This is a genomic window from Paenibacillus gyeongsangnamensis, from assembly GCF_027533625.1.
In the GTDB taxonomy this organism is placed as follows: Bacteria; Bacillota; Bacilli; order Paenibacillales; family NBRC-103111; genus Paenibacillus_G; species Paenibacillus_G gyeongsangnamensis.
In genome coordinates this window covers 180568-193712 of the sequence record NZ_JAQAGZ010000006.1, presented here as the reverse complement: position 1 = coordinate 193712, position 13145 = coordinate 180568, and the positions used below count along the sequence as shown (strand labels likewise).

Genomic DNA, 13145 nt, shown 5'->3' with positions numbered 1-13145 from the left:
CTATAGGAACTTCATAATTTTCGTAATCTTGTCATTCTTGCTTACCGGGAAGATCGGCTTGCCCGGAGATTTGCGGTCCTCGATCGGCGCTTGCTCCGTCGATGCGCTCGCGCGTTCTCCGGTGCTGATAAAGGCGCCGACTTCGAACGGCTCCTTCACGGAGAAAGCTCCGACGAGCTCCTCGCCGTTCGATTTTACCCGCTTGCCTTCTTTGAATTCAAAAGTGATGATGCCCTTCCCGCCGCGTCCTTGCACCGGATAATCGATCACGAGCGAACGCTTGGCATAGCCCAAGTCGGATACGACCAGTATTTCGCCCTCGTCCTCGTCAAGCCATTCCGCGCTGACGATCTCGTCGTCCTCCTTCAGCTGAATGCCCCGTACGCCGGCGGCAGCCCGGCCCATCGGATTGACCTCGGCCTCCTTGAAACGGATCGCCATTCCCTGCTTCGACACGAGCAGCAGGTCCTTCTCGCCGGTGCTGACCTTCACATCGATCAATGCGTCCTGGTCCCCTACCTTGCAGGCGACGATCCCGATGGAACGGTTTGTCATATATTCCTTGAGCTCCGTCCTCTTGACTTGTCCTTTGCGGGTAATGAAGAGGAGCGACTTGCCGGGCTCGTCGAAATCTTTCACCGGAATGACGTGAACGATCCGGTCGTCCTTCGGAATCGGAATGACGTTGACGATTGCGGTACCGTTCTCCTTCCACTTATATTCCGGAATTTGATGCACCGGAAGCAAATAATACTGGCCTTTCTGCGTGAAGATCAGCAGATTCTCCAGCGTATTCACGTCGAGAAGGTAACGGAGATGGTCCCCTTCCTTCAAGCCGGTCTTATCGATTTCGCCGCCTGAACGGATGAAGGACAGCTTCCCGGTCCGTTTGATATAACCGTCTTGGGACAAGGTTACGAATACGTCCTCCGCAGTAACCATCACCTCAAGTCCGACCTTCAGCTCTTCCACTTCATCATGAATCTCCGAACGCCGGTCGATCCCGTATTTATCCCGAATTTCCGACATTTCACTCTTGATTACGCCGAGCAGCTTCTTCTCGCTGCCAAGAATCCCCTGAAGATAGGCGATCGTCTTCTGGATGTCCTTCAGCTCCTTCTCGAGCGAATGAATCTCGAGATTCGTCAACCGGTAGAGCTGCAGGGTAAGAATCGCATCCGCCTGGCGTTCCGTGAACCCGAACTGCGCCACGAGGTTGTTCTGAGCGTCCTGACGGTTCTTGGAGGCTTTGATTGCCGCGATGATTTCATCCAGAATGTTCAGGGCCTTGACCAGGCCTTCGAGCACATGAGCGCGGTCTTCCGCCTTCTCCAGCTCATAACGGGAACGGAAGGTCACGACTTCCTTCTGATGCTCGATGTAAGCCTGCAGCATCTCGATTACGCCGAGCTGCCTCGGCGTCTTGTTGACGATGGCGACCATGTTGAAGCTATAGGAGACTTGAAGATCGGTCTTCTTGAGAAGGTAAGCGAGAATGCCCTGCGCATCGGCGTTCTTCTTCAGCTCGACAACGATCCGCAGCCCTTCCCGGCCGCTCTCGTCTCGGACTTCGTCAATCCCCTCGATCTTCTTCTCAAGACGAATATTTTCCATAGCGGTAACGAGCCGCGCTTTCACTACTTGATACGGAATCTCCGTGATGACGATTTGCTGACGCCCGCCGCGGAGCTCCTCGATCGTTGTCCGTCCGCGCAAATAAATGCGGCCGCGACCGGTACGGTAAGCCTCCCGAATCCCCTCGGAGCCCATAATAATGCCGCCGGTAGGAAAATCCGGGCCTTGAATGACGCCCATCAGCTCCTCCAGCGTAATATCCGGTCGATCGATTAATTCCACGCAAGCGTTAATCACCTCGCGCAGGTTATGGGTCGGAATTTCCGTAGCGAACCCGGATGAAATGCCGCTGACCCCGTTGACGAGCAGATTCGGATAACGGGAAGGCAGCACGACGGGCTCCTTCGTCGTATTGTCGAAGTTGTCCTTGAACTGCACCGTCCGCTTCTCAATGTCCCGCAGAAGCTCCATGGAGATCGGGGACAGCCTTGCCTCCGTATACCGCATGGCCGCGGCGGGATCGTCGTCCATTGAGCCCCAGTTGCCATGGCCGTCGATCAGCATATGGCTCATCTTCCACGACTGCGCCATCCGCACCATGCCTTCATAAATGGAGGCGTCGCCATGCGGATGATAGTTGCCCATGACGTCACCGACGGTCTTCGCCGACTTGCGGTACGGCTTGTCCGGCGTATTACCCGCATCGTACATCGCGTACAGAATCCGCCGCTGCACCGGCTTCAAGCCGTCGCGCACATCGGGAATCGCCCGGTCTTGAATAATATATTTGGAGTACCGGCCGAACCGGTCCCCGACCACTTCTTCCAGAAAGGCCGGCAAAAAGTTTTCCAGTGTACTCAAGCGTTTGGCCCCCGTTTACTCTTCATATTCCGTAAAGTCCACGTTCTCGATAATCCATCGCTTGCGCGGATCTACTTTATCCCCCATCAGCGTAGAAACCCGGCGTTCGGCCTTGGCCGCGTCGTCGATCTTCACCTGAAGCAGCGTGCGTGTCGTCGGATCCATCGTCGTTTCCCACAGCTGATCGGGGTTCATCTCGCCGAGCCCCTTATACCGCTGCAGCTCGATATTTTTGCCGAGCTCCTTGGTGAGCGCTGCGAGCTGCTCGTCGGTCCAGGCATAGCGAACGCTGCTGCTCTTGCCCGCTTTCTTCGTCACTTTGAACAGCGGCGGCTGGGCGATATATACTTTGCCGGCGTCAATGAGCGGCTTCATGTATCGGTAGAAGAACGTCAGCAGCAGCACTTGGATATGCGCGCCGTCCGTATCCGCATCCGTCATAATGATGATTTTGCCGTAGTTCGACTCGGCTTCGTCGAATTCCGGTCCCACCCCTGCGCCGATGGCGGCGATAATGGCTTTATATTCATCGTTCTTCATCACGTCGAGCAGCTTCGATTTCTCGGGATTCATCGGCTTGCCCTTCAGCGGCAGGATCGCCTGATGCTTGGAATCCCTTCCCTGCTTGGCGGAGCCTCCGGCGGAGTCGCCTTCGACGATAAACAGCTCGTTGCGGGCATAATCCTTGGATTGTGCCGGGGTAAGCTTCCCGCCCAGGTTCGAGCTCTCGCTGCGCCCCTTCTTGCCGCTGCGCACTTCCTCCCGCGCCTTGCGTGCCGCTTCGCGCGCTTTGGCCGATTGGATCGCCTTCTTCATGATGAGCTGGGCGACCTGCGGGTTCTCTTCCAGAAACACCGCCATCTTGTCCGAGACGACCGAATCGACCGCGCTGCGCGCCGAGGCGCTCCCCAGCTGGTCCTTCGTTTGGCCGACGAACTCGACCTCGCTCATCTTGATATTAATGACGGACATCATCCCTTCGCGGAGATCCTGGCCGTCGAGATTTTTCTCTTTCTCCTTCAGCATGCCTGTCTTGCGGGCGTAATCGTTCATGACCCGCGTATACGCGGTCTTAAATCCGGTTTCGTGCGTACCGCCGCCGCGCGTCGGAATCGAGTTCACGAACGAGACGATCGTCTCGGTATAGCCGTCGTTATATTGAAGCGCCACCTCGACCTCGATATCGTCCTTCTCGGCGACAAAATGAATCACATCGTGCAGAACGGTCTTCTCCTCGTTCAGGAACTGAACGAATTCGCTCGCTCCGCCGTCATATTGGAATACATCCTCCTTGCCGGAGCGTTCGTCGGTCAGCGTCACCTTCAGCCCCGAATTCAGGAAGGCAATTTCTTGTAAGCGTTCGAACAACGTATCGTGGTTAAGCGAAATGCCGCCCTGAAATACTCTTTTGTCCGGCTTGAAGGTGACCTTCGTGCCGGTTTTGCGGGTGGTGCCGATCACTTCCAGTCCATTGACCGGTTCGCCGACATGCTCCTTGCCCTGCTCATCGACCCAATATTCGAACCGCTGGCGGTGTATTTTGCCTTCGCGGTAAATTTCAACAACCAGCCATTCGGACAGCGCGTTCGTCACGGAAGCCCCGACGCCGTGCAATCCGCCCGACTTCTTGTATCCGGCTCCGCCGAATTTGCCTCCGGCATGCAGCATGGTAAACACCACCTGCGGCGTAGGAATTCCCGTTTTGTGCATTCCGGTCGGGATGCCCCGTCCGTTGTCCAGCACGGTAACCGACTGATCCTTATGAATGGTCACGTCGATCTGCGAGCAATATTTGGCCAGATGCTCGTCCACGGCGTTATCCACGATTTCCCATACCAAGTGATGCAAACCGGATGAGCTTGTGCTTCCGATGTACATCCCCGGACGTTTCCGAACGGCGACGAGTCCCTCCAGCACTTGAATATCGTCCGCACCGTAATCCGCCGGCGCTGCTACGGTTTTAGTAAACAAATCGAGTTGTTCCGTCATCGCAGCCTCCCCTAAACCCTAAGTCTTCCATTCAACTATCATGCATTATAACATTAGATTCCATTAGTTCAATACATCTTTTTTCGTGAAGACCGCAAACGAAACGATCAGGGACAGACCGCCCCACACGGTAAGAACGGCTAAAGAGAACGGCAAGTCCATCCCTTTTATCGGCGGAAGACTCCCCGTAAGATAGTCCGTCAGCCTTAAATTTACCATAAACAAATATTTCGCGGTCTCCCAGGAAGAGACCATATTGGAAAGAATCGTCCCCGAAATGAGCACGGCCAGCATGATCCCCATCCCTGCGGCCGTCGATCGTACAAGCACGGACACCATCAGCGTCATGACGGCTACGATCAGCGCCGAATACCAGACAAGACCGAGCTCCATGATCAGGAATAGCCAATGGTCGACCGGACGTACATACGAGAGGTCCAGTTCCGTTCCTTTGATCTGGAACCCGAAGAAGACAGGCATGTCCCATCCGCCATAGCCGAAAACGATTCCCGAAATGAGGTAGCATAATAAGCCGGTCGCAATCACGATCACGGATACGAAAAGCAGCATGCTGATCAGCTTGCTGAGCAGTATTTTCCACCTTTGAACAGGTCTCGTCAGCAGCAGCTTGATCGTCCCGCCCGAATGCTCGCCGGAGATCAGATCCGCCGCGACCACCATCACCATCAGCGGAATGAACAAGCCGACGGCATTTTTGAGAAACTCTCTTGTAAAGGTTACCCCGTTCGGCGCAGAGGGATTCACATCTTTATCCAAATAGTACTGCGCCAGCTTCACCTCGACCCGCCGGAACTGCTTCCATTCCTCCGGGACGCGCGCGCTTCCGAGGCTTCGGGTGTAATCGACAATCTTCTGCCGCTGCTCCGCCCTCCAGTCGGTAGTCCCGAACTGCTTCTCGTTATTCTGCGCCACCTTCAGCTGGGCATAGGTAAACATAGGGATAATCGCGGCCAAAATTATCAGCACGACGAGCAGCCTGCGCTTCTTCACAATCTTGATGCATTCGTTCATTACGAGCGGATACAGGCTAACCAATGCGTTCACCCTCCGTCAGCTCCAGGAATAAATCCTCCAGGGTCGGATGCTTGATTTCAATGCCGTAAAGTGAGATTCCCGCTTCTACCAGCTGCCGCGTCAGCTCTGGGATAGCAGCCGGACTAACCCGGGTGACAATGAAGGCCTCGTACGGCTTCCCGTTACTGTCCTGCTGATCGCCAGACCCGGCGTCCGTTTCCACAATCTCGATCGCGTTATGCCGCCCGAGCACTTCCAGCGCAGCCGTTAGCGGAACGGCCTTCCATACGACTGTGCTGGCCGATTCGTCGATCAGAGCTCCGACTTCCCCCACTTTAATAACCTCGCCGTGGCTGATGATGGCGACTCTGTCGCACATCTGCTGGATCTCGCTGAGCAGGTGGCTGGAGACGAACAGGCTCAGACCGGTGTCAGCAAGCTGCCGGATAAATTCCCGCAGCTCCTTGATGCCTTGCGGATCGAGCCCGTTCGTCGGCTCGTCCAGAATAAGCAGCTTCGGCCGATTGAGCAGCGCCTGGGCGATGCCGAGCCGCTGCCGCATGCCGAGGGAATACGTCTTCACCCTGTCGTGGATGCGCTGGTCCATGCCGACGATGTCGACCACTTCCCGGATCCGCTCTTCCGAAACCCCGGGCAGCATTCTCGCGAATTGCTCCAGGTTCTCCCAGCCGCTCAAATACGGGTATAGCTCCGGATTCTCGACGATGCATCCGACATGGCGGAGCGCCTCATTATGCTCCTTATGCACGTCTTGGCCGCAGATGGTGATCGACCCTCCGGTCGGCTTGATCAAGTCTACCAGCATCCGGATCGTCGTCGTCTTGCCCGAACCGTTCGGCCCCAGGAAGCCGAAGATTTCACCGGCATAGACCTCGAAGGATATGCCCTTGATGATCAACCGGTTGCCGATCGTTTTCTTGACATTGTTTACGGAGAGAACCGTCTCCCTCCGGTCGTCCTTCACGAGCACGCGCGGCTCCTCCTCTCTAGTTCAATATTTCGGCGATCCGCCCTGCGATCCGGGCATATCCGTCCTGGTTCGGGTGAAAGTGATCCGTATACAAATATTTCGAGAGCCCCAGCTCGAACAAATCGTAGGTCGGCACGACGACGAAATTCGGATAGCGGTTAGCCAGATCGAATGCCGACTTGTTCCACTGCTGGACGATCGGCGCCCCCGTACGCTGCGGATCCAAATCAAGGAACGGGTGGTACAGTCCGACATAGAGCACCCGGGCCTTCGGATTCGCCTTGGCGATCCGATCGAAGATGTCGCTCAGCCGCTTCAGCGCTTCCGGCATGCGGTCCGCCGCCGCTTTCGGATTGAAGCCCTCTCCGGTAGCGCTGTTCGTGAAGATGTCGCCTCCGCCTTCGAACAAATCGTTGCCGCCGATCGTCAGCAGCACGAGGTCGGCTTCCGCAATCGATTTGCCGATATCCTTCTTCGCATCCCAATCCTTGAGCAAGTCGTACGTGCGGTAGCCAGCAATGGCAAAGTTATTGTAAACGAAAACCGGCTTGCCCAGCTGCTTCTCCAGCAGATCCCGCGTCCTGCCGACGTAGCCCTTCCCGGTCAAATCTCCGGTGCCGACCGTAAGGGAATCGCCTAGAGCCACAATTTGGATCTTAGCCTTGGCGTCCCACGCATCCTGCTTGGGCTTTTCGGCCTGCGGCGCGCCTGCCGGGCCGGCTGCATCCGGGGCGGCAGGCTTAGGAAATATGATTTGATTAGCGGCATATCCGAATCCGAACAAGCACAGCAGTGTGGCCGCCATGGCGCCACCGCCAACCCAGCGCCACAACCAACGCGAAGAATTCAACCTATTCTCCCCCAACTCACGGATGTAATAAAAATGCAAAATAAGGTGCTTTATTTTTTAGAGTAGCGGTTTACAGCGCGTTTTGCAAATGCAGCCGCATGCAGTTACCCTTATTATAGCAAACGTACGTTCTGGATCAAGTCTTGCCTTGGAATCCCTTAAATGCCCGGCAGCTTCCCAGCGCCAACAAGCCCCTTGAATATCAAGGGGCAAATCCATGCGAATACAAGGGTTTATAGCTGCAAATATTTCATCGGATTTTGCTGTTCGCCGTTCTTATGAATCTCAAAATGCAGATGGACGCCTGTAGCGTTGCCCGTCTGTCCCATAACCCCGATTTTTTCGCCCTTACGGACGCGGTCTCCGGCGCGTACGTCCATCTTGCTCAGATGGCCGTACAGCGTTTCAAACCCGTTCCCGTGATTGATGACGATGCAGTTGCCGTAGCCCGACTTCAGCCCGGCGAACGTAACGGTCCCCTGATCGGAGGCCAGAATCGATTTCTCGTCGGACACCAGGTCGGTACCGTAATGAACCGTTCCCCAGCGCATGCCGAAGCCGCTCGTCACAGTGGCGTGGACGACAGGAACGGCGAACGAGCCTGTCCCTGTTCCGGACACGGCCTTCGTCCCCTGCCGAACGACCGTTTGCACGGGGGCTTCCAATAGCTGCTCGCCGGCGATCCGTTCTTCAACGGCCACGCCGTTCACTTTGACGGTTTCATAGATCAACTGCTTGACGCCGGGTTTTCCTTGCGATACGATGCGAATCACGCCGGACGCGAGCTCCTCGTCCTTCTCGTAAACGATGCCGCTCGGCACCTTCACCGTTTCCTCTCGCTGCTCCGTCGTTCGGACGCTCAGCAGCGGCTCGGAAACCGTCAGGTTCAGCACCTCTCCCACGCGTATGAGATCGTTCTTAACCTGGGGATTATTGCGGTAAATCACCTCAGCCGGTATCCCGAACCTTTGAGCGATCAGCGAGATGCAGTCTCCTGACACGACCTTATAGGCAAAAGGCTTCCTGTCTCCGTCCATCAACCGGTTCCATACCGACTCCCTTGTTTCCAATTGCTCCGGAGCGATCGCAGCATCGATCAACTCCACTCGCTCTACAAAATCGGCATCCGATTTCCTGGTGGCTGCGGAAACCGGGTCTTGCGGTCCGGCGGAGAGTGCCGTCACCCGTTTTTCTTTGGTCACGTAAGGCGCCTTGACCTGCTCCAGCAGCTCAAGCGCTTCCAGCGAATCCTTCATATAGCCGGCGACCTTGCCGTCGACCCGAAGCTCAACCGCCCATACTCTCATCTCCAGCTTCTCCCGAAGAGCCGACAGAACCGCCTCGGGATCCATCGGTTCGATGCCCGATATGCTGGGCACGAACCGCAAACTCTCCATATTCGATGTGACCTCAAGGCCGCCGTGCTGCTGCTCCCAATCCTCATACAACCGCTGCTTCCAGCGTTGGACCGTGCCCGGATCGCCGACGGTACCGATTCTTTGGTCATCCAGAAATACGTCGAAGCGCACAGGCGAACTGCCTTTCGCATATAACCATTTGCCTGAAAAACCCAGCCCCAAAAGCATTACCAAGGCAGCAGACCATTGAATGAAACCAAGCACCCGGAAAAACATGCGTTTGCTCATCAACGTTCCTAACCTCCCGCGGATGGGTCCTTTCGCGCAGCGAATGGTGAAGAACCCTAAAGTATGGCACTACCTGACCATATATATGTGGAATGAGCGGAGAAAAGACAAAAAATCTCCCTTTGCTTTCGCCAAAGCGAAAAACAAAGGGAGATGCTGACGTTACGTATTAGCCGGTTTCTTGAAGCAAGCGGTACTGGGCCTGGATCAGCCCATGATATATTCCGCGCTCCCGCATCAACGCTTCATGGTCCCCCTGCTCCACGATTCGGCCGTGATCGAGCACGAGGATATGATCCGCATGACGGATCGTGGACAGCCGGTGCGCGATCATAAACGACGTCCGCCCGGCCAGCAGCGTCTTAAGCGCCTCCTGAATTTTCAGCTCGGTCTCCGTATCGATGCTGGCCGTCGCTTCGTCCAGAATCAGAATGCGCGGATCGGCAAGCAGCGCTCTGGCGAACGAGATAAGCTGACGCTGCCCCATCGACAGCACGTTGCCCCGCTCCTGAACCTCGGTGTCGTAGCCCTGGGGCAGACCGACGATGAAATCATGCGCCCGCACGGCCTTCGCCGCGGCCTCCACTTCCGCGTCCGTTGCATTCAGCCGGCCGAAGCGGATATTGTCCCGAATGGAGCCTGAGAAAATAAACGTATCCTGCAGCACGATGCCGATTTGCGAACGAAGCGAATGCAGCGTTACGTCCCGGATATCGTGACCGTCGATCTTGATGCTTCCTTCCGTCACATCGTAGAAACGGCAGAGCAGGTTGATAATCGTACTTTTGCCCGAGCCGGTATGGCCGACAAGCGCAATGGATTGTCCCGGCTCCACCTCGAGATCGATGCCCTTCAAGGCGTGGCGGCCCGGCTCGTATTCGAACTGGATGCCTTCCATGGATACGCGGCCTTGGATTTGCGGCAGCACCTCCGCCTCCGGCTTCTCCGCAACGGTAGGCTGCTCGTCGATGAATTCAAAAATCCGCTCGGAGGATGCCATCGCCACGAGCATATTGGAGTACATTTGACCGAGCCGGTTGATCGGTTCCCAGAAGTTGCCGATGTAAGTGGCGAAGGCGACCAGCACGCCGACCGTAATTTCTCCCCGCTGAACGAGCAGAGCGCCGAGCAGGAAGAGGATGAAGTAGCCGATGGCGCCGGTCACTTCGATGATCGGGTTGAACGATGTGTTTAATGTCGCAGCCCGATTCCATATTCGGAGATGATCCTTGTTCATTTCGTCGAAGAACGCAATGTTCTCCTTTTCCTGCGTAAATGCTTGGGTGACCTTCATTCCCGATATGCATTCGTTCAAATGGGCGTTAATCCGCGATTGCCTCGTCTGGAACACCTGCCAGGAGCGGCGGATCTTCACTCGCAGCTTCGTGGAGACGATAAACATGATAGGAACCGTGATGATAATGGCCATGCCCAGCTTGACATTAAAGAACAGCAGGATGACGACGATCCCGGCCAGCTGAACGCAGTCGATCATCAGGTTCACCGCGCCGTTGGTCAGCAGGTCCTGCAGCGAGTTGACGTAATTCGTGATGCGGACGAGAATCGAGCCCGCCGGCCGTTTATCGAAGAACCGGAACGACAGCTGCTGAATATGGCTGAACAGATCGTGCCGTAAATCGTAGATGACCTTCTGCCCGATGTTGTTCGTGTACCGGATGCGGAAGCTGTTGGCGCCCCACTGGATCACGTACAAGCCCAGCATGCCCGTAACGCACAGGGCGAGCAGCTTCCCGTCGCCTTCCTTGAGCGCATGGTCGATCGCGTAGGCGATCAGCAGCGGGTTGAGCAGCTTCGTCAGGGCGCCGACCGCCATCATGAACAAAATCATCGGCAAAATTTGTTTGGCGTAAGGCCTCATATATTTGCCCAGACGTTTCATCTGGTTCCAGTCAAAGCCCTTATCCAGCTCCTCGTCGTCCTGATAGACGAAGCGGCTTTCGATTTGGGAAGCCGCGGCTTGAACTTTGTCCTGCTTCATGGCTTGTTTCCCGCTCAATGTGCGAACCCCCTTAATTTGGCCTGGGCCCCGGCCGATGCGGCAATCTCGCGCTCCGCAGCCTCGTCGTTCTCCCGAGCCGCTGCGCCGGCATCGGCAAAGAGCGGTTCGCCGATCGGAGCGGCTGGCTCATCCCACGAAGCGTCGGGTTGGTCGGCGAATTGAATTTTGTACGTTTCCAGGTAAGGCCCTTCCTCCTGCATCAGCCTTTGATGGGTCCCCCGCTGAACGACCCTGCCTTCATCCAGCACGAGAATTTCGTCGGCGTGCTTCAGCGAGGAAATCCGGTGAGCGATGACGAAGGTCGTACGTCCTTGCATCACTTCGCGGAAGCCGCGCTGGATTTCGTGCTCGGTCTCCATATCCACGGCACTCGTCGCGTCGTCGAGGATCAGAATCTTAGGATTCTTCAGCAGCGCACGCGCGATGGCAATCCGCTGCTTCTGTCCTCCGGAGAGGCCGAGGCCGCGTTCGCCCACCACCGTGTCGTATCCGAGCGGCAGCTCCATAATGAAATCATGCGCCTTGGCCAGCTTCGCCGCGCGAACCACCTCGTCCATCGAGACCTGCTTCACGCCGTAAGCGATGTTGTTGCGGATCGTCGAGGAGAATAAGAACGTTTCTTGAAATACGATCGCTATCTGCTCGCGGAGACTCTCGAGCGTAACGTCCCGGATATCCGCGCCGTCCAGCATAATGCGTCCATCTTTGACATTGTAAGCCCGCATCAGCAGCTGGATCACGGTGGATTTGCCCGAACCCGTGCCGCCCAGGAGCCCGATGACCGAGCCGGGACGCGCATCCAGGGTGAAATCGGTCAGTGCAGGCTGTTTGCCGGTATAAGCGAAGGTGACATGGTCGAACACGACATGGCCTTGAACCTGATCCGCCTTCAGTTGAACCGCATTTTCTTTATTCTTCACGTGAATATATTGATGGAGCAGCTCGAGCAGCCGTTCCCCCGACGCTTTGGATTGCGTATAATTGTTGATATGGAAGCCGATCCCCCACATCGGTCCGATGATATACCAGATTAAGCTGAAAAAAGCTACTAGCTCGCCGAGCGAAATCACTTGCCCGATCACCATCCATCCGCCGAGGCCCAGCAGAATGACGACACTCAAGTTGGCGAACAGCTCCATTAACGGGAAATATTTGGCCCAAATGCCCGACGTATTCACGTTGTTCACCTTATAATCCTCGTTGCGGTCCGAAAATTTCTCGATTTCATGGGGCTCCCGGGCAAACGATTTCACGGTGCGCACCCCTGTGATGTTTTCCTGCACGGAGGTCGTCATCGAGCTCATGGATTTACGGATCGAACGGAAGGCCGGATGAATGCGGCTCTCGAAACGAATCGCCGTAAAGGCGAGAAAAGGCATCGTCACCATCGTGAGGAGCGTCAGCTTCCAGTTGATTGTAAACATCATCACCGTGCCGAACAGCACCATCATAAACACGTTCAGCAGCTGCACGAAGCCGAAGCCGACAAAATCGCGTACTGCGCCGAGGTCTGCCGTCAATCTGGACATCAGGTCGCCCGTACGCGCCTGATCATAATACTGGAACGAATAATATTGAAGCTTTTCGTACAGCGCTTTACGCAGGTTAAACGCCGTCTTGTTGCCGAGACGTGCGCTCGACGCCCCATGCATAAACATGAAGCCGGCTTTCACCGCCATGACCCCCACGACGCCCAGAGCCAGATAAGGAACCGCTTCGAACCTGCCTTTAGTAATGACTTCGTCAATCAGATAGCGCAGCAGATTCGGATAAACCAATCCAAGCGCTGTGGCGGCCATTAGCGAGAAAATGGAAATAAATAAATATTTTCGCTCTGACCAATAAAACGATTTCAGCTGCCTGAATACTTCCATGGAGCCCCTCCTTCGATAAGCCTTGCCTTTGCCCCGGCGGTATTCGTCCGGGTGCTTCGCGGCCGGCTAACTCCCTCTTTGGTCCGCTAATTAAAGCCGAAATCCTCCCAAAAAGCAAAAGGGCTTTCGAAGGTGAAAAAATTGCCTCGAAAGCGTTTCAGCTATGGTTTGAAGTGTAGCATCATCCCGGGGGAGCGGCAAACAACCGGAACCCCCGTAAAGAGCCTTCTGCCAGAATAATCCTCCATTTCGACACAAAATTGTTGCACAATCCACCTTTTTCTACCCCGGATCTGCTAATCCC

8 protein-coding genes are annotated in these 13145 nt (G+C 55.7%); all 8 read right to left on the bottom strand.

Annotation, left to right across the window (positions count from 1 at the left end):
• Entirely contained in the window at nt 1–2436 is a 2436-nt protein-coding gene (gene gyrA / locus O9H85_RS11345; RefSeq protein ID WP_269881466.1) for a DNA gyrase subunit A, read from the bottom strand.
• 15 nt (nt 2437–2451) lie between these two features.
• The gene (gene parE / locus O9H85_RS11340) at nt 2452–4425 is read right to left on the bottom strand and encodes a DNA topoisomerase IV subunit B (protein WP_269881465.1); all 1974 of its coding nucleotides are present in this window, start codon (nt 4423–4425) and stop codon (nt 2452–2454) included.
• A 63-nt stretch (nt 4426–4488) separates the two neighbouring features.
• Nucleotides 4489–5481 carry an ABC transporter permease gene (locus O9H85_RS11335; RefSeq protein ID WP_269881602.1) on the bottom strand — a complete coding sequence of 331 codons (993 nt, stop codon included), beginning with the start codon at nt 5479–5481 and terminating at the stop codon, nt 4489–4491.
• A complete protein-coding gene (locus O9H85_RS11330; RefSeq protein WP_269881464.1) occupies nt 5474–6451 on the bottom strand; it encodes an ABC transporter ATP-binding protein in 978 nt (325 codons plus the stop codon). The genes O9H85_RS11335 and O9H85_RS11330 overlap by 8 nt, the downstream gene beginning before the upstream one ends.
• 16 nt (nt 6452–6467) lie before the next feature.
• Entirely contained in the window at nt 6468–7301 is an 834-nt protein-coding gene (locus O9H85_RS11325) for a GDSL-type esterase/lipase family protein (RefSeq protein WP_269881463.1), read from the bottom strand.
• 233 nt (nt 7302–7534) lie between these two features.
• Entirely contained in the window at nt 7535–8947 is a 1413-nt protein-coding gene (locus O9H85_RS11320) for a M23 family metallopeptidase (protein ID WP_269881601.1), read from the bottom strand.
• 169 nt (nt 8948–9116) lie between these two features.
• Nucleotides 9117–10946, bottom strand: coding sequence for an ABC transporter ATP-binding protein (locus tag O9H85_RS11315; RefSeq protein WP_269881600.1), 1830 nt, complete (start codon nt 10944–10946; stop codon nt 9117–9119).
• Between the two features lie 14 nt (nt 10947–10960).
• Nucleotides 10961–12841 carry an ABC transporter ATP-binding protein gene (locus O9H85_RS11310; RefSeq protein ID WP_269881461.1) on the bottom strand — a complete coding sequence of 627 codons (1881 nt, stop codon included), beginning with the start codon at nt 12839–12841 and terminating at the stop codon, nt 10961–10963.
• Between the last annotated feature and the right edge of the window lie 304 nt (nt 12842–13145).

Coding starts and splice junctions, on each gene's coding strand:
- parE (WP_269881465.1), bottom strand. CDS start 4,425: ATGACGGAACAACTCGATTTGTTTACTAAAACCGTAGCAGCGCCGGCG.
- O9H85_RS11320 (WP_269881601.1), bottom strand. CDS start 8,947: ATGAGCAAACGCATGTTTTTCCGGGTGCTTGGTTTCATTCAATGGTCT.
- O9H85_RS11315 (WP_269881600.1), bottom strand. CDS start 10,946: ATGAAGCAGGACAAAGTTCAAGCCGCGGCTTCCCAAATCGAAAGCCGC.
- O9H85_RS11310 (WP_269881461.1), bottom strand. CDS start 12,841: ATGGAAGTATTCAGGCAGCTGAAATCGTTTTATTGGTCAGAGCGAAAA.